Origin of the sequence: Glutamicibacter sp. HZAU (genome assembly GCF_004100365.1) — a bacterium.
Classification (GTDB): domain Bacteria; phylum Actinomycetota; class Actinomycetes; order Actinomycetales; family Micrococcaceae; genus Glutamicibacter; species Glutamicibacter nicotianae.
Genome location: NZ_SCKZ01000003.1, coordinates 198,592 through 223,100 on the forward strand (window position 1 = coordinate 198,592; position 24,509 = coordinate 223,100).

Annotated in this window: 19 protein-coding genes; 13 read left to right on the forward strand and 6 right to left on the reverse strand. The window is 60.9% G+C overall.

Annotated features, from left to right (window positions below; translation table 11 throughout):
* Nucleotides 1-52 precede the first annotated feature (52 nt).
* Nucleotides 53-1,156, forward strand: a complete 1,104-nt coding sequence (locus tag EKH49_RS05625; RefSeq protein WP_161567459.1) for a DUF4192 family protein — start codon at nucleotides 53-55, stop codon at nucleotides 1,154-1,156.
* Between the two features lie 254 nt (nucleotides 1,157-1,410).
* Complete coding sequence (locus EKH49_RS05630; RefSeq protein WP_128470067.1) at nucleotides 1,411-2,622, forward strand: RNA polymerase sigma factor; 1,212 nt, start codon at nucleotides 1,411-1,413, stop codon at nucleotides 2,620-2,622.
* Between the two features lie 124 nt (nucleotides 2,623-2,746).
* On the opposite strand, the gene EKH49_RS05635 is transcribed toward EKH49_RS05630, so the two are convergent.
* Nucleotides 2,747-2,971, reverse strand: a complete 225-nt coding sequence (locus tag EKH49_RS05635) for a DUF7455 domain-containing protein (RefSeq protein WP_038991880.1) — start codon at nucleotides 2,969-2,971, stop codon at nucleotides 2,747-2,749.
* A gap of 221 nt (nucleotides 2,972-3,192) precedes the next feature.
* Here EKH49_RS05635 and EKH49_RS05640 point away from each other — a divergent pair, with 221 nt between their 5' ends.
* Entirely contained in the window at nucleotides 3,193-5,301 is a 2,109-nt protein-coding gene (locus EKH49_RS05640; protein WP_128470068.1) for a DNA gyrase/topoisomerase IV subunit B, read from the forward strand.
* Between the two features lie 72 nt (nucleotides 5,302-5,373).
* Here the strand turns inward: EKH49_RS05640 and EKH49_RS05645 are convergent, their stop codons facing one another.
* Complete coding sequence (locus tag EKH49_RS05645; protein ID WP_330857411.1) at nucleotides 5,374-6,054, reverse strand: M56 family metallopeptidase; 681 nt, start codon at nucleotides 6,052-6,054, stop codon at nucleotides 5,374-5,376.
* Between the two features lie 305 nt (nucleotides 6,055-6,359).
* Nucleotides 6,360-6,731 (reverse strand): BlaI/MecI/CopY family transcriptional regulator, encoded by a 372-nt coding sequence (locus tag EKH49_RS05650; protein ID WP_066144398.1) that lies wholly within the window; start codon nucleotides 6,729-6,731, stop codon nucleotides 6,360-6,362.
* Between the two features lie 397 nt (nucleotides 6,732-7,128).
* Here EKH49_RS05650 and EKH49_RS05655 point away from each other — a divergent pair, with 397 nt between their 5' ends.
* Genes EKH49_RS05655 through cydC form a run of 3 tightly spaced genes read left to right on the forward strand, consistent with a single transcriptional unit; the run spans nucleotide 7,129 to nucleotide 13,133 of the window.
* A complete protein-coding gene (locus tag EKH49_RS05655; RefSeq protein ID WP_128470070.1) occupies nucleotides 7,129-8,727 on the forward strand; it encodes a cytochrome ubiquinol oxidase subunit I in 1,599 nt (532 codons plus the stop codon).
* A 24-nt stretch (nucleotides 8,728-8,751) separates the two neighbouring features.
* Nucleotides 8,752-9,777 (forward strand): cytochrome d ubiquinol oxidase subunit II, encoded by a 1,026-nt coding sequence (cydB, locus tag EKH49_RS05660; RefSeq protein ID WP_128470071.1) that lies wholly within the window; start codon nucleotides 8,752-8,754, stop codon nucleotides 9,775-9,777.
* A 26-nt stretch (nucleotides 9,778-9,803) separates the two neighbouring features.
* Nucleotides 9,804-13,133 carry a thiol reductant ABC exporter subunit CydC gene (cydC, locus tag EKH49_RS05665; protein WP_128470072.1) on the forward strand — a complete coding sequence of 1,110 codons (3,330 nt, stop codon included), beginning with the start codon at nucleotides 9,804-9,806 and terminating at the stop codon, nucleotides 13,131-13,133.
* A gap of 86 nt (nucleotides 13,134-13,219) precedes the next feature.
* On the opposite strand, the gene EKH49_RS05670 is transcribed toward cydC, so the two are convergent.
* On the reverse strand, nucleotides 13,220-15,853 hold the full coding sequence (locus EKH49_RS05670) for a DNA gyrase/topoisomerase IV subunit A (RefSeq protein WP_128470073.1): 2,634 nt from the start codon (nucleotides 15,851-15,853) through the stop codon (nucleotides 13,220-13,222).
* Nucleotides 15,854-15,951: 98 nt separating this feature from the next.
* Here EKH49_RS05670 and EKH49_RS05675 point away from each other — a divergent pair, with 98 nt between their 5' ends.
* From EKH49_RS05675 to EKH49_RS05685, 3 genes are read left to right on the forward strand one after another with little or no spacing between them, the layout of a single operon-like run.
* Complete coding sequence (locus tag EKH49_RS05675; protein WP_128470074.1) at nucleotides 15,952-18,612, forward strand: bifunctional acetate--CoA ligase family protein/GNAT family N-acetyltransferase; 2,661 nt, start codon at nucleotides 15,952-15,954, stop codon at nucleotides 18,610-18,612.
* 51 nt (nucleotides 18,613-18,663) lie between these two features.
* Complete coding sequence (locus tag EKH49_RS05680; protein WP_121867005.1) at nucleotides 18,664-19,251, forward strand: DUF5998 family protein; 588 nt, start codon at nucleotides 18,664-18,666, stop codon at nucleotides 19,249-19,251.
* Between the two features lie 2 nt (nucleotides 19,252-19,253).
* Nucleotides 19,254-20,438 carry an alkaline phosphatase family protein gene (locus EKH49_RS05685; protein WP_128470075.1) on the forward strand — a complete coding sequence of 395 codons (1,185 nt, stop codon included), beginning with the start codon at nucleotides 19,254-19,256 and terminating at the stop codon, nucleotides 20,436-20,438.
* 80 nt (nucleotides 20,439-20,518) lie between these two features.
* On the opposite strand, the gene sepH is transcribed toward EKH49_RS05685, so the two are convergent.
* Nucleotides 20,519-21,583: a septation protein SepH gene (gene sepH / locus EKH49_RS05690; RefSeq protein WP_128470076.1), complete on the reverse strand. Its 1,065-nt coding sequence runs from the start codon at nucleotides 21,581-21,583 to the stop codon at nucleotides 20,519-20,521.
* A gap of 259 nt (nucleotides 21,584-21,842) precedes the next feature.
* Here sepH and EKH49_RS05695 point away from each other — a divergent pair, with 259 nt between their 5' ends.
* Nucleotides 21,843-22,142 carry a DUF4193 family protein gene (locus tag EKH49_RS05695; protein WP_128470077.1) on the forward strand — a complete coding sequence of 100 codons (300 nt, stop codon included), beginning with the start codon at nucleotides 21,843-21,845 and terminating at the stop codon, nucleotides 22,140-22,142.
* An 87-nt stretch (nucleotides 22,143-22,229) separates the two neighbouring features.
* On the opposite strand, the gene EKH49_RS05700 is transcribed toward EKH49_RS05695, so the two are convergent.
* Nucleotides 22,230-22,763 (reverse strand): DUF3093 domain-containing protein, encoded by a 534-nt coding sequence (locus tag EKH49_RS05700; protein ID WP_128470078.1) that lies wholly within the window; start codon nucleotides 22,761-22,763, stop codon nucleotides 22,230-22,232.
* A gap of 141 nt (nucleotides 22,764-22,904) precedes the next feature.
* Between EKH49_RS05700 and dut the strand changes: the two genes are divergently transcribed.
* Genes dut through EKH49_RS05715 form a run of 3 tightly spaced genes read left to right on the forward strand, consistent with a single transcriptional unit; the run spans nucleotide 22,905 to nucleotide 24,469 of the window.
* Nucleotides 22,905-23,363, forward strand: coding sequence for a dUTP diphosphatase (dut, locus tag EKH49_RS05705; protein WP_128470079.1), 459 nt, complete (start codon nucleotides 22,905-22,907; stop codon nucleotides 23,361-23,363).
* 38 nt (nucleotides 23,364-23,401) lie between these two features.
* Nucleotides 23,402-24,091: a DUF3710 domain-containing protein gene (locus EKH49_RS05710; RefSeq protein ID WP_128470080.1), complete on the forward strand. Its 690-nt coding sequence runs from the start codon at nucleotides 23,402-23,404 to the stop codon at nucleotides 24,089-24,091.
* A gap of 3 nt (nucleotides 24,092-24,094) precedes the next feature.
* The gene (locus tag EKH49_RS05715) at nucleotides 24,095-24,469 is read left to right on the forward strand and encodes a hypothetical protein (RefSeq protein WP_128470081.1); all 375 of its coding nucleotides are present in this window, start codon (nucleotides 24,095-24,097) and stop codon (nucleotides 24,467-24,469) included.
* Nucleotides 24,470-24,509: the final 40 nt, after the last annotated feature.

Genomic DNA, 24,509 nt, shown 5'->3' on the forward strand with positions numbered 1-24,509 from the left:
AGCTCGCACGCGTTGACGTCCTGTGCCAAGCGCCGCGATGCACCGTGGAGCCATGACAACTACACCAGAACGCCATCCCCTCTCGCTCTCCAGCTGCGAGGACATCCTGGCCTATGTGCCTCATGCCCTCGGTTTCTATCCGCAAAATTCCGCCGTGCTGATGCTGATCGACGAGGACCACCTGGAAGCGACCCTGCGTGTCGATTTGCCAGAAGCGGACACTTCGGCGGAGCGGGAGTCGTGGACCGCGCAGGTGTTTCGCCTCCTGGATCGCATGCCCCATATCCAAGGCGTGGTTCTGGTGGTCTACGCGCCGGAAGATTCGCTGGCCGAGGGCCGTATTCCGTACTCGCATCTGGTTGCGCAGCTCGAACAGGGGCTGGCCGGCAAAAAAGTCCTGTTGCGCCACAGCTGGTGCCGGCAGGGCCGATTCGTCTGGAACTACGCGACCGACGACTACGCAGAGCCGACCCCGGTACGTCCGCTGGAAACCAACGAGACGCACCTGTCGCTGGTCTTTGCTGGATCAGCGCCGTTGGATGTTCCATGGGACGGCAGTGGAATCCCTGAGTGGCCGCAGGCCGCCGAGATCCTGAAGATTGTTTCCAGCCAGCAGCACAACGTGATCAACTGCCTTGAAGCATGGCTGCAGACGATGGACCTCGCCGAAGCGGAAGCCCGAACCTGGATCCACGACGAGCATGAGCACACCGCACTTCTGCTTGGATCCTTGGAAGTGAAAATCGTCCGAGATCTGCTTCCGTATTTGGCTGGCCAAGGTCTGGACGCGGCATTGGATGTGCTCTTTGGCGTGATGCGCGGAGACCGGGAAGCCGCTGCCTCGCCCTTGACCAACTACTTGCTGGGCCGTGGTTGGCATGCGCCAGACTGGCAGCGGATTGACCGGCTGTGGTCGGTAGCAAGAGACCTGCTCGGCGTGGCCGAAGGCAACGCCCGGCAGGCCCTGCTGTGCATTCTTGCCTGGATCGAGTGGGCACGAGGCCGGGGGACTATGGCTTTGTGCCTGCTGGGCCGGGCTGTAGAAGAAAACCCGAACTACGAGTTGGCGCGGTTGCTGCAGAAACTGATGTCCCATGGAATCATGCCCGAGTGGGCGACCGATCAATTGCGGGCTTGGCGTGCCAATTTCAGGTGAGCAACGGCGGCCGGAGTGTCTCAAGTGGTGTCCTGATGCTAATTCATGGATAATGGGACAACAGACCCGGTTAGGTTCGAATTGCCTAGGTCTTGAAATCTGCGGATTTCGGGAACATTAGGCGGGCTTGATGCGTTGATACCAATGTGCCAGCCCTAGGTGTTTAGTCAGCGACTGAGCACTATCGGACTTGACAGGGTCATAGTGGTGTTACCGGCAGGTGCATCCGGAACGCATCGTTAGAAAGGTTATTCGTGTCATCTTCTGAGACGAACGCTAATCGCATAGCAACTGAGGCCGAGGTCGACGCGGCTGAGGCCGAGTCAGCAGCCCCTGCAGCGAAGAAGCGCGCTACCAAGGCCAAGCCTCGGACTAAAAAGGTCGCTGCCGAAACCGCAGCGCAAGACGAATCAACCGGAGCGTTGGCTGACGCCGATGACGATGCTGAGCCAGGCACCGATTCGAAGGATGCGAAGTCCGACGATGATTCGAAGGGCTTCACCCTTTCAACCGGTGATGACGACGCTCCGCAGCAGCAGGTCATGGTGGCCGGCGCGACCGCTGACCCGGTCAAGGACTACCTGAAGCAGATCGGCAAGGTTGCCCTGCTGAACGCTGAGCAGGAAGTCGACTTGGCCCTGCGCATTGAAGCTGGCCTGTTCGCAGCTGACAAGCTGGAGAAGGACGATGGTTCGATGGATCAGCGTCTGCGCTGGGACTACGAGCAGATTATCCATGATGGCAAGATCGCCAAGAACCACTTGCTGGAAGCAAACCTTCGACTGGTAGTTTCCCTGGCCAAGCGCTACACCGGCCGCGGCATGCTCTTCCTGGACCTGATCCAGGAAGGCAACTTGGGCCTGATCCGTGCGGTGGAGAAGTTCGACTACACCAAGGGTTTCAAGTTCTCGACCTATGCCACCTGGTGGATTCGCCAGGCAATCACCCGTGCCATGGCTGACCAGGCGCGTACCATTCGTATTCCTGTGCACATGGTTGAAGTCATCAACAAGCTGGCCCGTGTCCAGCGCCAGATGCTTCAGGATCTCGGTCGCGAACCGACCCCAGAAGAGTTGGCCAAGGAATTGGACATGACCCCTGAAAAGGTCGTCGAGGTCCAGAAATACGGCCGCGAACCGATTTCCCTGCATACCCCGCTTGGCGAAGACGGCGACTCCGAATTCGGTGACCTGATCGAAGACTCGGAAGCTGTTGTGCCAGCCGATGCAGTGTCCTTCACCCTGTTGCAGGAACAGCTGCATTCGGTGCTCGACACGCTTTCGGAACGCGAAGCAGGCGTCGTGGCAATGCGTTTCGGCCTGACCGATGGCCAGCCTAAGACGCTGGACGAAATCGGCAAGGTCTACGGGGTGACCCGCGAACGCATTCGCCAGATCGAATCCAAGACGATGTCGAAGCTGCGCCACCCATCGCGTTCCCAGGTGCTGCGCGACTATCTGGACTAAGAATCTGAGGATGTGGCCAGCAGTTCATGCAATGAACTGCTGGCCACATTTTTCATTGCCATTAATGCAAGAAGAAGGCGACCCAAAGCGGGTCGCCTTCTTTGATCAGCAGTTGGCCACGAGATTAGTCGTTGGCGTCTACCTTGGGCTTTTCGTAGAGCCGCGAGGACTCATCCTGCCATAGGGAAGTCTGCGGACGCAGTTTTTGCTCTACATCGCGGCTATGGTGAGCGCAGAAAAGCAGCTCACCGCCGGTCGAAGCCAGCACGGCTCGCACGTAGGCCTGTGCGCCGCAACGGTCGCACCGGTCGAGGGCGTTAAGTTCACGACTAGCGGTCGTAGTAGTCATTGCCAGCCTCCTAAAGTTGATGGTTACTCTATACAACCAGCTTGGATCCCGACTTTATCCCGAATGGGCTGTTCTTTCGCTCACCGCGTAGCGCATGTGGATAAGCTCATACCTGCCCGGCGTGCTTGCCAGCACCGGAAAATAGCGGGTATTCGAACACATTAACGATTAGAATATGAACCAAGACGTACTTTCTCATGCAAGTAGGAGACATCAGCTCAGTGGCTTCATCCGACAATTACAGTGCCCGGCACCTTTCCGTATTGGAAGGCCTGGAAGCAGTTCGTAAGCGACCAGGCATGTACATTGGCTCCACCGACTCCCGTGGCTTGATGCATTGCCTCTGGGAGATCATCGATAACTCTGTTGACGAGGCGTTAGGCGGGTTTGGGCAGGCCATTGATGTTATCTTGCACTCTGACGGCTCGGTCGAAGTCCGAGACGATGGCCGTGGCATCCCCGTGGATGTTGAACCCAAGACTGGGCTGAGCGGTTTGGAAGTCGTCTTCACCAAATTGCACGCCGGTGGCAAGTTCGGCGGTGGCTCCTACAGCGCATCCGGCGGCCTGCACGGCGTGGGCGCCTCAGTAGTAAATGCTCTGTCGGCCCGCTTGGACGTGGAAGTTGACCGCGGCGGCAAAACCTACGGCTTGCAGTTCCGTCGCGGCGAACCAGGCAAATTTACCGATAAGGGGCGCAAGAAAGCCGATGCGGCGTTCAAGGCCCATGAGACCGCAACGCCACCGGGAATTATCGGCAAAGCCAAACGCGGCGTAACCGGAACGCGCATTCGCTACTGGGCCGACAGCCATATCTTCACCCCGGATGCGAAATTCTCCTACAAGGAATTGCAGGATCGCGCCCGCCAAACCTCCTTCCTGGTCCCGGGGCTGCGCATCACCCTGCGTGATGAACGCGGACTGCCGGACACTCCGGGCGCAGACGGACCTCATGAGGAAGTGTTCCAGCACGACGGCGGCATTAGCGAATTCGTCGACTACCTGAGCAGCGATTCACCGGTTACCGACATCTGGCGCTTCCACGGCAGCGGTTCCTTCCATGAAAAGGTTCCGGTCATCGACAGCAACGGCCGCAGCCATATTGAAGATGTGCAGCGTGTCTGCGAAGTGGACGTGGCGGTCCGCTGGGGGATCGGCTATGAAACCACCCTGCGCAGCTTCGTCAATATTATTGCGACACCCAAGGGCGGTACGCATACCGCAGGCTTCGAGCAGGCCCTGCTCAAGTCCTTCCGCAAGAATATCGAGGCCAACGCGCGCAAGCTCAAGTTCGGCCAGAAGGACAAGCTGGAAAAGGACGATGTTCTGGCCGGTCTGACCGCCGTGCTGACCGTCCGATTGGCCGAGCCCCAGTTCGAGGGCCAGACCAAGGAAATTTTGGGTACCCCACAAGTGCGCCAGATTGTTTCCAAGGTGCTGGAAAAGGCGCTCAATGATCGTCTGGGCTCCAGCAAGCGCAACGAAAAGGCTGAAGCCTCCACTCTGATGGAGAAGGTCGTCAACGAGATGAAGTCTCGTGTGTCGGCACGCATGCATAAGGAAACCCAGCGTCGCAAGACGGCTTTGGAATCCTCGTCGCTGCCAACCAAACTGCTTGATTGCCGGAGCAAGGAAGTCGGCAAATCCGAACTGTTCATCGTCGAGGGCGACAGCGCATTGGGCACTGCCCGTCTTGCACGCTCCAGCGAGTACCAGGCGTTGTTGCCGATTCGTGGCAAGATCCTCAATGTGCAAAAGGCGTCGATCTCGGACATGCTCTCCAATGCGGAGTGCGCAGCGATGATCCAGGTGATAGGTGCTGGTTCAGGCCGCAGCTTCGACATCGAGCAAGCGCGATACGGCAAGATTATCCTGATGACCGATGCTGACGTTGACGGTGCGCACATTCGCACCCTGCTGCTGACGCTGTTCTACCGCTATATGCGTCCGATGATTGAGCACGGTCGCGTCTATGCGGCGGTCCCGCCGTTGCACCGCATCGAGGTAATTAATCCGGGCGCCAAGCAGAACGAAGTCATCTACACCTACTCAGAGGCGGAAATGACCAAGCTGCTGGCCAGCTTGGAGAAGGAGGGCCGACGCTACAAGGAGCCGATCCAGCGCTATAAGGGCCTGGGTGAGATGGATGCAGACCAGCTGGCTGAAACCACCATGGATCCACGCCATCGCATGCTGCGCCGTGTTGGCATCGAGCATGCGCAGGCAGCCGAAGAAGTCTTCGACCTGCTGATGGGCTCGGATGTGGCACCGCGCAAGAAGTTCATCATCGACGGCGCCGACGATCTTGAGCGGGAACGCATCGACGTTTAGAACCGCAGATGCAACGACGTCCTTGAACTCCACTGGGGTTCAAGGACGTCGTTGCATGGGATTGAGCGGGTGCTACCAGTCCAGCAGCCGTGGCGCGATGAGCAGAACTGTCGGGCAGACCATCAGCATGATGGTGCTCAGCAGCACCAGTGCCCGTTGCGGGCGGCTCAGCGGATCTTGCGGGGAAAGCAAGCGCTTGAGCCTGCGGGATGATACTTCGCCATCGGGCATGCCAACCAGACCGGCGCTAGAGGCATGAGTCGTTGACGAGCGGTCATCCATGGTCGCTGCGGTGGCCACAGTGACGATGGCTTTGAGCAGCGTTTGCCGATTGACCTTTTCCAGCGCTTTGTCGTCGGCCAGCATTTCGATCAGTTGGCGCACTGCATCGAGTGCAAGCCGTGAGGTCGGCAACCAGGGCAACGCTTCGTGCCAGGCCGTGAAGGCCAGGATTAGCAGATCATGCCGTTGATCCAAATGGGAGCGTTCATGGGCTATGACCGCCTGCTGCTCTTGAGCCGAAAGCTGGGTGAGCAATCCCCGTGACAGTACTGTCACCGACTGCGAGATGCCGGGCACGCAGTATGCCACAGGCATATCATGATCGATCACCAAGGTGTTCGCGCGCGTCTGCGAGGGGTTGCTCAACAGGCGAAGCAGCTGCCGGTGCTTGGCTCGTTGGCGAGAGGTGCGCCAAGCAGCACGCATGAGGGTCAATACCAGGTGGAAACCGAAGAGCAGAGCTGTGCTCAAGGCGAAGAGGTGCACTATGCCGGGGTAGGGCACACTCGTGTCTCCTGTCAGTAGGAGCCATCCACCATGCAGTGCGGAGATCAGATCATCGCCTAGTGGATCCAAGCCCCAGACAAGCATTGAGCCGATCATGGAAAGGCCACCGCCTAGAGCAATGGCTTGCCACAGGAGTACCGCTTGCACCGGTGAGCGCGCGGTCCATTTCGCCTTGGATAAAGCCAACGGCGTCGGCCACGCCAAAGCGATAGCCAACGCCGCTAGGAAATATGAGGTGAGAAGCACTCAGTCCCCGAAGTTCATCTAAATTATGCGGACTTTACTGAGTCCAAGATAGCACGCAGGGAAGCTGCTTCGTCGGGGGAGATGCCTCCAATGAATCGTGCCAAGACTGCTTCACGGTCCTGGGCTGTGCCCAGGGCGTCGTTGAGCAGTCCAACGGTGTGATCCTCACGGGAGGATGAAGCTGCGTATCGATGAGGGCGGGTAGTGCGCTCGCGCTCCACCAAACCCTTCTTCTCGAGACGTGCTAGCACAGTCAGCACCGTCGTTACTGCGAGTTCTTTCGCGTCGGTGCCAAGCGCCGCCAAATCATCACGAAGGTCATTCGCGGTGAGTGGTTCTGCGGAATCCCACAGAAGATCCATGACGGAGCGTTCCAGATCGCCAAGGCTGGCCACTAGGTCGTACCTCACTTGCATTAGTTTTAACGCGGTTGCTTGCACTCAAGGAGAGCATGCAGACTGCTTGGGCTCTTAATTGTAGCCATTTTTCCACAATATTTCTACGGAGCGTAAAAGAGATGGGTGAGTACGGGCTTTAGCTGTTGCGCCGCAAGTTACGGGAAGGTGAGGATGAAACTTGTTGACTTGGGTTTTTAAGAACGATAGACACGACCCTGTCAATAGGCTTAGTATTTGCGCGCACGTTCGCCGTGGCGAAATTCGGAGCCGAGCAAAACTGCGAATCCCTTCAATTTCTACAAGCTGTCGAAATCGTCTATGGTTGCTTTGGAGGACTTTTCTACGAACGGTAGAAAAGCGGTTTAAATTCCATCCCACGATAGTTGAGGAATCCATGGATGCTCTAGAGATTGCCCGCTGGCAATTCGGCATTACGACGGTCTACCACTTCTTGATGGTGCCCCTGACCATTGGACTGGGCTTGACCGTGGCCACATTGCAAACCATGTGGCATCGCACCGGCAACGAGCACTGGCTGCGAATGACAAAATTCTGGGGAAAGCTTTTCCTCATCAACTTCATCATGGGCGTTGCCACGGGCATCGTCCAAGAGTTCCAATTCGGCATGGCCTGGAGCGAATACAGCCGTTATGTCGGCGACGTATTCGGTGCCCCGTTGGCCATGGAAGCACTGCTGGCCTTCTTCGTCGAATCGACCTTCCTGGGGCTGTGGATCTTTGGCTGGAAGAAGCTTCCCAAGCGTGTCCACCTGGCTACGATCTGGTGCGCTTCCTTGGCAACGATTCTTTCGGCCTACTTCATCCTCGTGGCGAACTCATGGATGCAGCACCCGGTGGGAACGAAAATTGTTGACGGCCGCGCCGTGATGACCGACGCATGGGCGGTTTTCACCAACAACACTGCGCTTGTGACCTTCCCGCACACCATCTTCGGCGCCTTCGCTGTCGCCGGCGGCTTCCTGTTGGGCATTTCATGGTTCCACCTCTACCGCCGCCGCAAAGAAGGCATCGACACCGTGGACGCCAACGGATACGTGGTCGTGGGCGAGGATCCTAACCGCGGCAAGAGCCGCGACAAGACCGACTACCAGGTCTGGATCAAGTCCCTGCGCATCGGCGCCTCGGTAGCCATGGTAGCCTTCCTCGGAGTTGCCCTGAGCGGGCACGAGCAAGCAAAGCTGATGTTCGAACAGCAGCCGATGAAAATGGCAGCGGCAGAGGCGGCATGCCATGACGGAACCGGTTTCTCCGTGCTGTCGTTGGGCGATATCACCGCCCAGGGCGCAACCAACTGCGACAACGTCGTAGCTGTCTTCGAAATCCCGGGAATTCTCTCGTACCTGGCCAACGGAGATTTCACCACCGAAATCAAGGGCGTGAATACCCTGATTCCCGAATACCAGGAAAAATACGGCAAGTACTATCCAAACGACGAGTCCTTCGGCCCCTACGCAGGCCAGGAAATCAACTACCTGCCCGTCATGGAAGTGACCTACTGGGGCTTCCGCTTGATGATCACCCTTGGCGGACTCTCGGCACTGGCGGCCGGTGTCGCCCTGTGGATCACCCGCAAGGGCACTGTCCCGGAAAACAAATGGCTTTCGAGACTGGCGGTCTTGGGCATCGCCGCGCCCTTCGGCGCCAATGCCACCGGCTGGATTTTCACCGAAATGGGCCGGCAGCCGTTCACCGTTGCGCCCAACCCGCAGATGGGTGGCGTCGACCAGGTATTCATGTACACCGCGGCATCAGTCTCGCCCACGGTCAGCGCAGGAGAAATGCTGTTCTCGCTGATCTCGCTTACAGCAATCTATGGCGTGCTGCTGGTTGTGGAGCTGGTCCTGCTCACTCGCTACATCCGCGGCGGCGTGGCATCGGCAATGCCGGAGCTCGAAGCGGCAGATCATTCGTCATCTGGAGGCCCAGAGGGACCAGACAACGACGATGACGACGTACTGGCATTCGCCTACTAGCGGAACGGACGAAGGAGAATTTCAATGGATTGGCTTCCAACACTTTGGTTCGTTGTGATCGCGCTGCTCTGGTGCGGCTATCTCTTCCTTGAAGGCTTCGACCTCGGGGTCGGCATGCTCATTGGGCTTGGCCGTTCCACTGAGAAACGCAAGCGCCTCTTGCTGAATACCATTGGCCCGGTCTGGGACGGCAACGAAGTGTGGCTGCTGACCGCCGGTGGCGCCACCTTTGCCGCCTTCCCGCACTGGTACGCCTCGCTATTCTCGGCACTCTACATTCCGTTGACCATTGTCCTGGTGGCATTGATCTTCCGTGCAGTGGCCATCGAATACCGGGGCAAGGCGATCACCGCCGCAACCCGGAAAGCATGGGATCTGGCCTTGGGCCTCGGATCGCTGGTGGCTGCCTTCGGCGTCGGAGCCATGCTGGCGTTGACCACCTTGGGGTTGCCCTTGAATGAGAACGGGGATCGGATCGGCGGAGCCTTCGCCTGGCTGAATTGGCATGCCATTCTCGGTGGCGTAGCGGTGGTGGCGTTCTGCTGGATCCATGCATTGGCTTTCCTGCGGTTGAAAACCGACGGGACGGTCCGCCACGAAGCAGGCAAGCTCGTGGGCCGCTGGCTGCCGGCGGCAATCCTGCCCCTGGTCGCGTGGGCCCTGCTGGTGCTGCTGGATAACGACTCCAGCATCGCATGGGCAGTGATGGGCCTGGCTGTCATCTCCCTTGCCGTTTCGATGATCAGCGGACGCGCGGGACGCGACGGAGTTTCCTTCATTGCCCTGGGAGTCACCCTATTGGCCGGAGTCGCCGCGATCTTCACCGCCGCCTATCCGGTGGTGCTGCCGTCGACCATTGACCCGGCCTTCGATCTCACCGTGGCCAACGCGTCAAGCACGGCCTACACCCTGAAGCTCATGAGCATCGTCGCTGCCTTTGGCGTGCCGTTGGTCCTGGCCTACCAGGCGTGGAGCTACTGGGTATTCCGCAAGCGCTTGCGCGAAGAGCATATCCCCGACACCCATCGTGTCGTCTCGATCATCAAGTAACTGCGTTTTCGACGGAAAGAGTAGCAATGCCATCCCCGCGATTCCTGCCGCGTGACCTGATCTCGCCACGACAATTCCTGGTCCTGGCGCTGTTCTCAGCGCTCAAGGTCGCGGGGCTGGTCCTCGTCGCCTACGCTCTGGGCCAATGGATCGCCACCATGGCCGCGGGAGGCGCCAATGAACCGCAGCTGCTGGTCCTGGCATTAGCCGGGGCCGCGCTTCGAGCACTCAGCGCGTGGGGCTTGAATGCAGGAGCCCGGCGCATGGGCCTAGGCGCAAAGGAACGCTTGCGGTTGAACCTGGTCCGCAGGCAAGCCGAGCAGCCGGCCATCGTCCCCGCGGGACAGCAGCAGTCCATACCGGTCACCGCCACCTTGGCCAGCCATGGCCTTGAGAAGCTCGATGACTACTTCACCAAATTCATTCCCGCGTTCATTGGCGCCGTGGCCGTACCGCTGCTGCTTGGCATCTTCATCCTCCAACTGGACTGGATCAGCGCGGTGGTGCTGGTCCTGACCATCCCGCTGGTCCCGGTGTTCATGGCACTGATCGGCCTGCACACCCAGGACACCCTCAATGAATCCCAGGCCACCCTCGACCGGCTTGCCCATCAGCTCTATGAACTGGCCCAAGGCCTGCCGGCGCTGCTGGGACTTGGCCGAGCCCGTTCCCACGGCAACGCCATCGCGGCCGTGAGCAACAAGTACCGGGTGGCCACCATGGCCAACCTGAAGACCGTCTTCATGTCCAGCTTCTGGCTGGAACTGATCTCGACCCTCTCGGTGGCGGTCCTCGCGGTGATGATCGGCGTGAGGTTGGTCGGCGGGAACATGGATCTCGCCTCCGGGCTGATCATCCTGATCCTGGCACCCGAGCTGTTCTCCGCACTGCGTGAAGTGGGCTCCGCCTACCATGCGGCTGATGACGGGCTGGCCGCCTACCAGAAGTACACGGCCCTCACCGCACCCACCCCGGCCCGTCAGCTGCGGGCTGGCACCGCAGCGAATCCGCAGAACGTCCTGGAAGTCTCGGATCTGCAGATCAGCTATGATGGCGAGCATCCAATCCACCGCGCCGTCGATATCCAGTTGCGCGCCGGCGAACGGCTCGTGCTGTCCACGGCCAGCGGTACGGGCAAGAGCACGCTGCTCAAGCTGATCGCCGAGGCGCACAGCAGCGACAACACCTTCGACCCGGCCTTGGCTAGCGGGCGGATCTTCATTGCCGGCCAGTTGGCCATGATCAGCCAGCATCCGCAGTTCAACGCAATGACCGGCAGCGAACAACTTGACCAGGATGCCCCGGCGGCACCTGCCGAATTGCGCGAGGAGCTCAGCACCCGGCTGTCGCTGCGCTCCATGCTCGACCGTCCAATCGGAGAATACTCGCCCGGCGAGCTGCGCCGCCTGGAAGTGCTGCGAGCCCTGCTGCGGGTCCACAGCGACGATCAGTGCACGGTGCTGCTGGCCGACGAGCCAACCGCGCACCTTGATGAGGCCAACGCCCGGGCAGTGCGCGAACTGCTTGGGGAATTGCCTGCCCGCTGCGCCATGCTGCTCGCCAGCCATGACCCAGCCTTTGGCCAGAGCCAGAATCCGGGACATGCCGTTGAGGCTGCTGAAGCCGTGGCGTATGGGCAAGCCATGTGCCACCAGCAGCCGGATGCCTCGCAGACCCAGCCGGGGGCAACAGCCCAAGCGGCTGGGAACACCCGCTTCAATCCGATGCGCGATTTGCTCATGGGCTACAAGGCTGCCCCGAAAGCGGTGCTCTGGGGGACCGCGAGCGTGCTGTGCGCCGTGGCGCTCGCGGCGCTGAGCGGATGGCTGATCGTTGAATCCAGCTACCAGCCGGCCATTCTCCACCTGACCGTAGCTTTCGTCATGGTCCGCACCCTCGGCATCGGGCGAGCAGTCTTCCGCTACCTGGAACAACTGGCAATCCACGACGCGGTCCTGGCCTACGCTGCTGATCTGCGCGAGAAGATGTGGAACGCCATGGTGGCCAACCCGGCACGATGGGGCCTGCTCAGCCGTTCCTCGGTCATCCTGCGATTCTTGCTGGCCGAGGTGGATGAACTGCGCGACCTCTTGGCCCGCGTGCTGTTCCCGCCGCTGCAGGCAATCGCACTGTGGGTGGCCGCTGTTGCGGCCTTGTACATCATCCAGCCGGAGTTCGGCTATCTTGCCCTTGGCGCGTTCGGGGTGCTGGTCTTCCCGGTTCGTTGGCTTGTCCAGCGCATTGAAGGCGAGCACTTCGTGCTCCAGCTGCGCCACCGGATGCAGATGAACCAGAGCGTGCTGGGCATCTTGCGGCACAAGTCCGCGCTGCGCAGCAACCAGGCACTGGAACGCATCCTAGGCCGCTTCCAGGAAGCAGAAACCCGCAATACGCAACGCGCTCGCCGGCACGCAATAGGCCAAGGCAGCGCCACCGCCCTGGCCACGTTGGCCAGCGTGCTGCTTGCCATCGCCATCACCGCGCTATCGCACAGCAGCGCATCCCATACAGCGCTCGCCGTGCTCTTGAGCCTCGCGCTGGGGGAGAGCGCTGGAAATGCCTTGCTCGCGGTGCAGCAGGGACGGGCGCTGAAGGAACTGTCATCGAAGCTGGCCGAACGCGGCATGCGCAGCAGCCCGGCACCAGCGGCGCAAGGCAATGCTCCAGCCATGCCGCGAAAGATCGCCGGCTACGAAGCGCAAGATCTCAGCCTCGGATACGACGATGGTCCATCGGTCGTGGTGAATCTGAGCGTGCGCATTCCCGCGGGACAGTGGACGGCCATTACCGGGCCTTCGGGCTCAGGGAAATCCACATTGCTCACCGCCTTGCTCGGCGCGTTGCCTGCGCGCTCGGGAGCGCTGAAGGGAATCGATGCCCACGGCAACCTGCTGGATCTGCAGCAGGCAAACCTGTCGTCGGTGGCGTGGTGCCCGCAAGAAGCGCACCTCTTCGACTCGTCGATTCGCCGGAACCTGATGCTGGGAGTCGATGACGACCAGCAGCGCAGCGATGCCCAGCTGGAAGCGGTTTTGGCGCAGGTCGGGCTTGCGGACTGGCTGGCAACACAGCCCGAAGGCCTCGAATCGCGCATTGGTTCCGGCGGGCACCAGCTGTCCGGCGGGCAACGCTGCAAGCTCGCCGTAGCGCGCGCCTTGGCAGGCGGCCACCAGGTCATCCTGCTCGATGAGCCGACAGCACACCTCGGCGTCGATGAGGCCCGAGAGCTGCTCTCGACCTTGCATCAGGCTCTTGCCGGGCGAACCGTCGTCATGATCACCCATGACCAGCAGCTCGCTGCGCAGTGCACCCACCGCATTGAACTGGGCAACCAGAAGCCCGCCGTCTACGCATAGACCGGCGGCGCCGTTTCCATCTTGGCATGCAAGGTGGACACGGCGCCGCGTTCAACCCTGTCGCTGTCGGCTCAGCGCATTTCGGTTCAGAGGATTATTCCGCCGTCATCGAAAGGCAGCGCATCTTCTCCCGGGGTGATGGAGGGGACTGGCTTGGCCTTGGCTGGCTCGGGGATCAACGCTTCCTGGGCCGTGGCTGGCATGGGTTCCTGGGCAGCAGGTGCTGCCGGAGCTTCGTCTCCGCCGCTGATGGCTCCGCCAATGATGTTCACTGATTGGGCCAATGGCGCCCCGGAACCATCGCGCTTGCCGTATTCGGTCGGCAAGGCACGCACCACACCCGCCGAGGAGCTGGCGCGCGCCGGGCCCTGGCCGGCATAAGCCAGCTGCAGGTGGTCCTCGCCCTTGACGAAACGGTGCGCGCGCACGCCCGCGGTGGCACGGCCCTTGGCCGGGAACTCGGAGAACTCGGTGAGCTTCACCGACTGGCCCGACGTCCCAGGAAGGGTCTGCGAACCGGCAGCGATGGTGGCCACTACGGCGTCGCTGGCACCGGCAGGGATCACTCCGAAGAAGATCACCTCATCGTCGGCAGCGAGCTTGATGCCCGCCATGCCTTGGCCGGTGCGGCCCTGGGCGCGCACGGCCGAAGCGCTGAAGCGCAGGAGCTGCGCGTTCTTGGTCATGAACACCAGCTCGTCGGCGTCATCGGCCGGCGCTGCGGCAATCACCACGTCCTTGTCCTTGAGCGTAATCGCCTCGAACTCGTCGCGGTTCAGCGGGTAGTCAGGGGTGACGCGCTTGACCACGCCGTTCTGCGTGCCAATGGCAATGACCCGGTTCAGCGGAACCAGCGCCACGGCGCTTTCGCCCTTGCCCAGCTTGAGGAATTCGGAAATCGGCACGCCATGGGCCAGCTGCGGGAAGCCATGGGACTCCGGGAGCACCGGAACGTCGATCAGCGAGATGCGGATAATGCGGCCGGCAGATGTCAGGGCACCGATTTCTCCGCGGGCGCTGGAGGCGACCTGCGAGGTGAGCACATCATGCTTGATGCGAGCCGCGGAGTAATCCACGGCCTGGCGATCAGGGGTGCGGGCGATCTGTCCGGTGGCCGAGAGCAGAACCCAGCACGGGGTATCGGATACTTCCATCGCCAGCTTGGCCTTCTTGCCGGTCCCGACTTCTTCGGGCAGCGAGGTGCCCTTCAGCGGAGCCAGCTGGGCAGACTTCAGCAGCTTGGTCCGGCGCGGGGTGCCGAAGGTCTCGGCCATTTCACCGAGTTCATCGGAAACCACGGTGCGCAGCAGCTCATCGGATTCCAAGATGGCGCGCAGTTCTTCGATTTCCTTGCGCAGCTGCTCGGCCTCGGTTTCAAGCTCCAGCTTGGAGTACTTGGTCAGCTGGCGCAGCCGCAGTTCCAGGATGTGGCTGGCCTGCGGTTCGCTCAGGTCGAAGACCGTCATCAGCCGTTCGCGAGCTTCAGCGGTCTGCTCGGAGGAACGGATAATGGCAATGACATCGTCAATATCAACGATGGCAATGAGCAGGCCCTCAACCAGGTGCAGGCGGTCCTCGCGCTTGGCCAGACGGTGCACGGTGCGGCGGCGAACAACATCCATCCGATGGTCCACATACACGGTCAGCAGCTCACGCAGCCCCATGGTCCGCGGCTGGCCGTCGACCAGGGCAACGTTGTTGATGCCGAAGGAGTCTTCCATCGGGGTGTACTTGTACAGGCTGGCAAGCACGGCGTTCGGGTTGAAACCGTTCTTCAGCTCGATAACCAGCTTCAGGCCGTGATGCCGGTCGGTCAGGTCCACGACATCTGAAATGCCGGAGATCTTCTTGCTGTTGACGCCATCCTTGATTTTCTCGATGACCTTTTCAGGACCCACGCCGTAGGGAAGCTCGGTGACCACGAGGCCCGACTTGCGCGCCGAAATCTTCTCCATGATCACCGTAGCCCGGGTGCGGAACAAGCCGCGGCCGGTGCGGTAGGCATCCTTGATGCCGTCCAATCCGATAATGCTGCCGCCCGAAGGCAGATCCGGGCCCGGAATGAACTTCATGAGCTCATCAACGGTCGCGTCGGGTTCCTTTAGCAGGTGCTGCGCGGCGGCGACAACTTCACCTAAATTGTGCGGAGCCATATTGGTGGCCATGCCCACGGCAATGCCGGTGGTGCCATTGACCAGCAGGTTCGGGAACGCAGAGGGCAGCACTTCTGGCTGCATGAACTGGTTGTCGTAGTTCGGGACGAAGTTCACGACGTCTTCATCCAGATTCGCGGTCATGGCAACGGCAGAAGCTGCCAGGCGCGCTTCCGTGTAGCGCGGAGCCGCCGGTCCATCATCGAGCGAACCGAAGTTGCCGTGTCCGTCGATCAGCGGAAGGCGCAGCGAGAAATCCTGGGCCAAACGGACCATGGCGTCATAGATCGCGGTGTCGCCATGCGGGTGCAGCTTGCCCATGACCTCGCCGACCACGCGGGCCGACTTGACGTGGCCCTTCTCGGGGCGCAAGCCCATCTGGGCCATCTGGAACAGGATGCGTCGCTGAACCGGCTTCAATCCATCGCGGGCATCGGGAAGAGCACGGGAGTAGATGACAGAGTAGGCGTACTCCAAGAAGGATGATTCCATTTCATTGGTGACGTCTATATCGACGATATTTTCAACGAAATCCGCTGGAATCTCTTCAGACTTCTTACGAGCCATTACTCTGTTCGTCCTTCATCTACTGTCTTAGGGCCGGAACTGCCGAATCTTCGTGTTGCATCTGGGCGCAACGCCGAACTGCCGACTATCCTAAGCCTATGGTGGATCGTAAACTTTCGGCGGCATATCCGGCGCATTGGGAAGCAGATGTTGTGCTTCGCGATGGGACAACAGCGCACCTGCGGCCAATCACCCCGCAGGATTCCCAAGCGCTCCAGGACATGCACAAGCAGCAGTCCGAGACGTCAGTCTACCTACGCTATTTTACGTACAAGTCGTCGCTGACCCCCAAAGAGCTGGAACGATTCACCAATGTGGACCATGTGAATCGCGTCGCCTTCACCGTGGTTCGGGGCGCGAGGATCATCGGCGTCGGCCGCTACGACCGCTTGGATGATCCGCGGGAAGCCGAAGTAGCCTTCAACGTCTCGGACGAGTACCAGGGAACCGGTATCGGCTCGATCCTCTTGGAGCACCTGGCCGCGGCGGCCCGTGAAAACGACATTGAGAAGTTCTCCGCCGAGGTGCTTCCGGAGAACCGCAAGATGCTCACCGTCTTCTCCGATGCCGGATACGCCGTCGCCCGCCACTTCGAGGATGGCGTGGTCATGCTGGAATTTTCCATCAGCCCCACTGAGAAGTCCCGCGAAGTGACAGAGGCGAGAGAGCACCGCGCCGAAGCGAGCAGCGTGGCAGCGCTGCTGGCGCCCAAGTCGGTGGCCGTGATCGGTGCCAGCCGCACCTGGGGCAAGCTCGGGCACGACGTGCTGGAGCAAATTATCGAATCCGGGTACACCGGTGCGGTCTATGCGGTGAACGATGCGGCCTTGGAAGTCGGTGGCATGGTGGCCTACGGAAAGGTCACCGAAATTCCAGGACCGGTTGATGTCGCCATCCTGTGCATTCCGCGTGAGGGGGTCAAGGACGCCATTGCCGATTGCGCCGCCCACGGGGTGAAGTCCCTGGTCATCATGACCACCGGATACGAAACCCTCGAAGGGCTGGGCGCACAGCGCGAACTTGTGGCGCTGGCTCGTGCCAACGGAATGCGCGTGGTCGGTCCGGGATCGGCCGGCCTGATGAACACCGACCCGCAGGTGAAGCTGTACGCCACCGGGAGCCAGCATGTCCCGGCCGCAGGAAACGTAGGATTCTTCACCCAATCGGCAGCCATGGGCACGATCATCCAGGGCGTCGCCCTGCAGCAGGGTGTAGGCCCAAGCAGTGCCATTTCGGCCGGCCTGCGGGCCGATGTTTCCGGCAACGACGCAATGCAGTTCTTCGAAGACGACCCCAGGACCCATGTCGTCGCGCTGTACCTGGAATCCTTCGGCAACCCGCGCAAATTCGCACGCATTGCGCGGCGCCTGGCCCGCAGCAAACCGGTAATCGTGGCCAAGTCCGATGTGATGGGCCGCCGCCTTCCACCGGGCCATTCGGTGCGCGTAGGGCAGGCAGCGCCGGGGGCAATGAACGCAATTCTTCGCCAGTCCGGCGTGATCCGCGTGCGCTCCGCCGAAGAGCTCCTGGATGTCACCTCCCTGCTTTCAGTCTTCCCGCCACCCAAGGGCCCGAACGTCGCGATCCTGTCCAATTCATTGACCATCGCCGAGGTTGTGTGCGATGTCGCTGAAGACCGGAACCTGAACACCACTGTGCGGGGCGACGAGCTGGATTACAGCATCGGCCAGTCCAAGGCCATTCCGGTGCTGCGTGCCCGGATCCAGGAACTGGTGGATGACCCGCAAGTCCACGCCATCATGTTGGCGCACCTGCCCTACTCGGAGCTGGATACCCGAGCGGTCCTCAGGGTAGCCAAGGAGTTCATCGGGCAGCCGAAACCGGTGGTGGCCCTGGTTCCGGGGCTGGCGGATACGAAGATTACCGGAGGCCTGAAGCAGGGAATTCCGGTGTATACATCTCCCACCACGGTCATCGGTGCTCTGGCCAAGGCCTATGGCTACCAGCAGTGGGTGGACGTTCCCTACGAGCCGATGAGCGACCCGGATGGCATCGATGTCGAAGGCGCGGCAGAGTACTTAGATGAGTTGGTGAAGACCATTTCAGGGACCAACTTGCTGGAATTGAACGACGAGCAGGTGCGGAAGCTTCTGGACTTCTACGGCATCAAGTTCCTTTCCCACCGGGTGGTGCACACAGCCGAAGAAGCCGTCGCGGCGGCCGAGCAGCTCGGCTGGCCGGTCGCCTTGAAAGCCAACGACCCCGATCTGCGGCAACGTCTGGACCTGGGCGGCGTGCGCTTGAGCATCCCGGACAAGCAGAGCCTGGAGGCGAACTTCGCGCACATGAAGTCGCTGATGGCCGCATACGGCGTGGACTCCCTGGATGTGCAGAGCATGGCGCCAGCCGGGCAGGCTTGCGTTGTCAAGGCCATGGAGGACCCGTTGCTGGGGCCGGTCATTTCCTTCGGGCTCAGCGGCGATCCGGTCAACCTGCTCGATGACTGGGCCCACGGCGTGGCGCCGTTCTCCACCCATGATCTGGAACAGCTCATCCGCCGTCCGCGCAGCAGCGTGCGCCTTTTCGGCTACCAGGGACTGCCGGCCGTGGATCTGGAGGCTTTGAAGGATTTCATCACCCGTGTCTCGCTCTTCAAAGACAATCATCCTGAAGTGACAGTTGCCAAATTCGCTCCGATCACCGTGGCCACCGATTCGCTGAGCGTGCTGGCGGTGAGCATCCAGATCAGCAACGCAGAGCAGCGCACGGATAGCGTCCGCCGTGCCCTGCGCAGCTGAGTGCAAACGCGGAAACGTGAATTGCCGGAGGCGACTGAGTAGAATTGGGGCATGAGTTCTCCAACGTATTCGACCACGCCTGGCGCTGAGCTTCAGCATGACTTGGTCCGTGCGGGTTTTTATCCGCAAATGGTCCAGGATGTGCTGGCTGAAGCCATGATGGGCCAGCCGGTGCTTGACCACTATGTGCATCTGGAAACTCACTTCGACCATACCGAAGTCCACCGCCACATCACCGTCATGGTTATGAGCGAAAAGGTGCTTTTCATCTTGCATGTAGATGACCAGCAGCTTGATGACCATGGCAAGGATGTCATGGCGCAGGTATCGGTCGAAATGATTTCGCTGGCGCGCATCGCTTCGGTTGCCACGAGCTATGTCTACCACCAGCCGCAGCATTACTCGTCCGCCGATCCAGTCAAGGAACTGACCTTCGGGCTGTCCTGGGACGGTACCAAGCGGATCGATCTGGCCCCTGCGTCCTGCGGGGATCCGCAGTGCGATGCCGACCACGGGCTGAATGGCACCTCGCAGCCTGAGGACTTGGTCATCCGTGTCAGCGCCGAAGCCGATGGCCAGCAGGCCGTGAACAAGGCCCGCGAGTTCGCTGTGCGCCTGCGCCTGGCCACGATCGCCTGAGCATGATCGAGGAACAAGAGCTCAGCAGCCTGCCTGTCCCGGCGCAGAAAATCCCAGAAGCACCCAAGTACGGCCAAGCTACGCTGTCGGAGATTCTTCCGTCGGCGGCAGCGGCACTGGGGGTTGGCGGCTATCAGAATGCCCTGGGCTTCGCCCCGACCAAGCGTGTAGCCCTGATCATGGTTGATGGACTGGGCTGGAACCAGCTCAAAAGCCATCTCGGGCATGCGCCCTTCCTGCGCGGCCTGTTCGAGAAGGGGCAGAAGCTGGGCACCGGCTTCCCTTCGACCACCGCGACATCCCTGAGCAGCCTGGCCACGGGCCTGGCTCCTGGCGAGCATGGAATGGTCGGCTATGACGTCATCGACCCGGCCAAGCGCCGTGTGGTCAACCAGCTGGGCGGGTGGCCTGGGGACTTGGACCCCGAAACCTGGCAGACTCGCCCGACCGTTTTCCAGAAGATCGCCGAGCACGGCATCCACGTGGCGACCGTGTCGATCCCGATGTTTGCCAAGTCGGCCCTGACCCGTGCGTCCTTGCGCGGTCCCAAATTCGTGCCGGCCAACCAGCCGGCGGCGCGCGCGCGTGCTACCCGCACGATCTTCGACTCGAACCGCAACGCGCTGGTCTACACGTACTTCAATGAATTGGACAAGGCAGGCCACAAATACGGCGTTGATTCCAGCCAGTGGCGGGACACCCTCGAAGAGCTGGACTACGTCATCAAGAACCTGGTATCCAAGCTGCCGGAAGAAACCACGGTGCTGATCACCGGCGACCATGGAATGGTGGACATTCCAGCGTCCCAGCGCATCGACTACAGCCAGCAGCCTGAGCTGGTCGAGGGCGTCGAGCTGACCAGCGGCGAACCTCGCGGCGTCCAACTGACCTTCGACCCTCAAGCCGATGCGGCCTGCCGGTTGCGGGTTCGCGAGGCCTGGCAGCGGGCCTACGGCACCAAAGCCTGGGTGATGACCCGCGAGGAAGCCATAGAACGCGGCTATTTCGGTGCCATCACCGAAGAACATGCGGCACGGTTGGGTGATCTGATGATCCTGGCGGCCGAAGCCATCGCCTTCTATGACGGCCGACGCGTCGCACCGATGGCCTTCGACATGGTGGGGCAGCACGGGTCGCTCACCGCGGGGGAGCGGTTCGTCCCGCTGCTGGTGCACCGCACCAAATAGCCGGCAACGCAAAGGGTGCGGGAACAGCATTGGTCCAATGCTGTTCCCGCACCCTTGTGCTTTCCAGTGTCACCTGGGCACTAGGAGTCGGTGTCCTTCTTGCGCTTGCCGAACATGATGTCATCCCAGCTGGGAACGGACGAACGCTTGGCCTTGCGCGGAGCTGACTCCTCGGCAGACTGTTCAGCTGGCTTGTCCTCGGCACGGCCCGAATCGTCGTCCTCATTGGTGACGACCACCAGCTGCGAGGTGCGCGCGGAAATCCCTTGCGGAAGATGCGGCAGCGCGTCCTCGTCATCGGTGTCGTACTTGCTCATGCTGCGTTCGATGATCTCGTTGTAGCGAGCCTCGCGTTCCGGGTCCTGGTCCTTAGTGCGCTGCCCGCGGCGAGCGTTGAGCAAGGTGACCAGTTCTTCGGTCTCATCGGGTTCCGGAGTGCTGGCTGCGGTGGCCGGTTCCACCTCTGGCTGGTTCAGTGCAGAGACCGGGCGAAAGTATTCAGGAGCTACCTGCTCGCTCAGGGTCTGGGCCCAGCGGTTCAGGTTCTTCAACGTCTTGCGCGCGGGAGTGAAAGCCCACCGCGCAATGTTCTCGGCAGCGGCAGTCGAATCCGAATCCAGTGACTCGACATTCTCGGTCGGCAGCGGGGAATCGAACTCCACGGTGACGATCCACTGGCCCTCTGGGTCTTTCCAGGCATTCCAGCGCGCCGACTCGGCATCGATGTGCAGCTGGTGCAGGCGGTGGACCACCATGGAACCGAGATCGGCCGGCTCTTCGCCGAACACCTCGCGGTATTCTGCGTCGGTCTGCGGTCCGGAAACCTCGACGCGGCGTGCCAGCTCGGCGATGTGCTCGCGTTCAGCCAGTACCGGGCCTTCGTACTTGACGATATCCTCGACGGGGACATCCCATTCAAGCGACAGGTCGTAGGCGGAGGCGCCAGCGCGCACTCGTGCCTGGATTTCGCGCGGCGAATGGACCGAGGACTCCTCGCGGTTCCTCGGAGCCCTCGAACGGGCGATTTCAGCCATTGCACTGCGCAGTGCATCGTCAACAGGCAGCTCGAAGCTCATCCCGTCGTCACTGCTGACCTGCAGGCTGGAACCATTTTCATGAATTCCTACCAGTCTCAGCTGACGCATTCCTACCCTCCACACGCTCTATTTCCTGTGTAAAACTCTGCCACCTTGAGGCGCGAATTCCTACCACCACGCAGGGTGTGGCGCAAGATTAGTCCTCAACTTCACGCAGTAATTCCTCGAACCTTGCGCCCATGGCATAGCGTGGCAGGAACGGGAATGGATTACCCAGAAGAACGTTATACTTCTATGCCGGTACACGTCTCCACCTCGTGGAGCAGCCGGCTAGGACGAAGACCCGCAGGAAAGAGCAAAAACGATTATGGCAAGTGAATCTGCTGCACCCGTGGCAATGTCAGAAGCGGAACGAGCCAAGGAAATCGCTCAGCTCAAAGCAGGCAAGACCGCAGCCATGGCCAACATGGTTGACGAAGCGGAAACCCCCTTGGCTGAAGAGTACGTTCTGCCCGGCGGCGAGGCGCCGCAGGAGGAAGCGAGCGTCGAAATCCTGCCGGAACAGGCCGATGAATTCACGTGCGCGTCATGCTTCATGGTGCGCCACCGCACGCAGCTGGTCCGTGAGGACAACGGGCAAAAATTCTGCAGCGAGTGCGAAGGATGAAAACCCGCGCAGCAGTTCCGAAAAGCGCATGGCGCCCAACCAGAAGGTTGGGCGCCATGCGCTTTTCGGGCTCCAAGGCAGTCAACGCTATTCGCCGGCAGCGTCTTCGGACTGTTCCAGCTTGGCTGCTTCTGCCTTGCCTTCGTCGGTGAATTCGTACATCACGCCCGAGAGGGCGGCCGCCAGCTCTTCGGGACGCCGGGTAGACGTCAGCCAATACGGCGTGGTGTCACGCTCGTCGGTGACCTCCATGCGAACGACTCCGTCGATCCAGCCGCGCAGCAGCATGTAGGCCAGGCCGTGCAGCTTCTGCCCACGCTGCTTGAATGCCTCATCGCCGCGGTAGCCGACAACATCCCCGATGTACTTGCGTTCAATGCTGGCCCGTCCAACGGTCACCGATTCATCGGTGACCTCGATGGTCGGCGTGCGCAGCAGGAACACCGCGATCAGCGAAAGCAACACGACGGCACCGGCAATCCATCCAAGGATGCTGCTGATCGGAGCTAGCGCAATACCTGCGGTGATGGAAATGATGATTGGCCAAATCCAGGTGCTGGCCGATGGCCAAAGCTTTTCGCTGTACTGGACGTTCGAACCCGCGGGGCTGGAATTACTCATGGTTCCAAGTCTAGGCAATAATTCTCCGATTCAAGACCTCGAAGCCGGTTGGCAGGCCATTGGACGGCGTGCGCGATAGAGTTAGGCACGAGAAACTATCGAGTAACCATTTCACAAGACTCCGGGGGAAGACCTACATCGATGAGTGAGCCATCAATTTCCATAGCCATCAAGATGCTTGACACCGATTTGCCGGTCCCCAGCTATGCGCATCCTTCGGACGCCGGTGCTGACTTGCATGCTCGCGAATCCCTGGTGCTGGAGCCAGGCGCTCGCGCACTCGTTCCGACCGGCATCGCGCTAGCCATCCCGCATGGCTATGTCGGTCTGGTGCACCCGCGCAGCGGCTTGGCAACCAAGCACGGCATTACCGTCGTAAATGCACCGGGTACTGTTGACGCTGGGTACCGGGGTGAGATCATGGTCACCTTGTTGAATACGGACAAGTCCGAGCCCTTCGAAATCAGCCGTGGCGACCGAATTGCCCAGCTGGTGATCCAGAAAGTCGAGCAGGCTGCATTCATCGCAGTGGATTCGCTGGAAGACAGCGCCCGCGGCGCAGGCGGATTCGGTTCGACCGGCGGATTTAACTCCAATTAAGTACCCTTGAAAGCAAAACAAGATTTTCTAAGGACACCATGATTTTCAAGCGCAAGAAGGCCAAAGAGCAGCCAGTCGCCGAACCAGCTGAGGATGCAGTCCAGAACGAGCAGGAGCCGAAGACCGGCCCGTTCGATTACGACGACATCGAGAATACGCAGGAGTACCTGGACTTCGGCTCAATCCTGATCAAGCCGGTTGCCGGCTTGAAGGTCCGCATGGACGTTGAAGAGTCCAACAAGCGTGTTATCGCGGTGTCGCTGGAGATCGCCGAGTCGCGGATCCAGTTGATGGCTTTCTCGTCTTCGAAGTCCGAGTCGCTGTGGCCAGGCATCAGCGACAAGATCAAGAGCGACATCAGCGCCCAGAACGGTGAAATCTTCACCCGTGATGGCGAGTACGGCCAGGAGCTGCTCGCCAAGGTGCCGCAGCAGCTGCCAGACGGCCGCGCCGGGCATGTTGCGCTGCGCTTTGTCGGCATCGATGGCCGCCGCTGGTTCCTGCGTGCAGTCATTGGCGGCGCGGCCATCGGCAACGAGGAGGCCGCCAACATTGTCGACGGGATTCTGCGTGACGTCGTGGTCAATCGCGGCGACAAGCCGCTGCCTCCGGCTGAACTTCTGCCATTGAGCGTCCCGTCCAATGCCCAGGCCCGTCCGGCAGCCCCCGAGCAGAACCCTGAGCTGAAGCGTCCAGAACGCGGACCAGAGATCACCCAGATCGGCTAGAGAATGTCGCTGAAGGACAAACCCGTCACTCCGCAGCTCGGCCCCTCGGGCCAGAAGCCCACCTACCAGCGGCTGGACAGCCTGGAACAGCTGCCATCCAAGGGGCGGGTCGAGCACACCGGGTACGTCCAATCGGTGAGCTACTCCGCGCCGAATGTCGCCCCGCGGCTGACCGCTGTAGTGGTGGATCGGCTCGGTACCGTGTCGGCACGTCGCGGAACTGTGCCGCATGTTCGCTTGGCGTTCATGGGACAGAAAACCGTTCCGGGCATCAAGCCGGGCGTGAAGGTGGAGTACTCGGGAATGGTTGCTCCTGTGGATCAGATCCCGACGATCTTCAATCCGCGCTACGTCATCGTGCCGGAAGTCCGTCGATGACCGGCGACGGCCACTCAAGGATTCGAGAACGCCAGCCAGC

What these genes read in the sequence shown, in the direction of transcription:
- EKH49_RS05625 (WP_161567459.1), top strand. Translation starts at nt 53, where the DNA reads ATGACAACTACACCAGAACGCCATCCCCTCTCGCTCTCCAGCTGCGAG.
- EKH49_RS05635 (WP_038991880.1), bottom strand. Translation starts at nt 2,971, where the DNA reads ATGACTACTACGACCGCTAGTCGTGAACTTAACGCCCTCGACCGGTGC.
- EKH49_RS05655 (WP_128470070.1), top strand. Translation starts at nt 7,129, where the DNA reads ATGGATGCTCTAGAGATTGCCCGCTGGCAATTCGGCATTACGACGGTC.
- cydB (WP_128470071.1), top strand. Translation starts at nt 8,752, where the DNA reads ATGGATTGGCTTCCAACACTTTGGTTCGTTGTGATCGCGCTGCTCTGG.
- cydC (WP_128470072.1), top strand. Translation starts at nt 9,804, where the DNA reads ATGCCATCCCCGCGATTCCTGCCGCGTGACCTGATCTCGCCACGACAA.
- EKH49_RS05670 (WP_128470073.1), bottom strand. Translation starts at nt 15,853, where the DNA reads ATGGCTCGTAAGAAGTCTGAAGAGATTCCAGCGGATTTCGTTGAAAAT.
- EKH49_RS05675 (WP_128470074.1), top strand. Translation starts at nt 15,952, where the DNA reads ATGGTGGATCGTAAACTTTCGGCGGCATATCCGGCGCATTGGGAAGCA.
- EKH49_RS05680 (WP_121867005.1), top strand. Translation starts at nt 18,664, where the DNA reads ATGAGTTCTCCAACGTATTCGACCACGCCTGGCGCTGAGCTTCAGCAT.
- EKH49_RS05685 (WP_128470075.1), top strand. Translation starts at nt 19,254, where the DNA reads ATGATCGAGGAACAAGAGCTCAGCAGCCTGCCTGTCCCGGCGCAGAAA.
- sepH (WP_128470076.1), bottom strand. Translation starts at nt 21,583, where the DNA reads ATGCGTCAGCTGAGACTGGTAGGAATTCATGAAAATGGTTCCAGCCTG.
- EKH49_RS05695 (WP_128470077.1), top strand. Translation starts at nt 21,843, where the DNA reads ATGGCAAGTGAATCTGCTGCACCCGTGGCAATGTCAGAAGCGGAACGA.
- EKH49_RS05700 (WP_128470078.1), bottom strand. Translation starts at nt 22,763, where the DNA reads ATGAGTAATTCCAGCCCCGCGGGTTCGAACGTCCAGTACAGCGAAAAG.
- dut (WP_128470079.1), top strand. Translation starts at nt 22,905, where the DNA reads ATGAGTGAGCCATCAATTTCCATAGCCATCAAGATGCTTGACACCGAT.
- EKH49_RS05710 (WP_128470080.1), top strand. Translation starts at nt 23,402, where the DNA reads ATGATTTTCAAGCGCAAGAAGGCCAAAGAGCAGCCAGTCGCCGAACCA.
- EKH49_RS05715 (WP_128470081.1), top strand. Translation starts at nt 24,095, where the DNA reads ATGTCGCTGAAGGACAAACCCGTCACTCCGCAGCTCGGCCCCTCGGGC.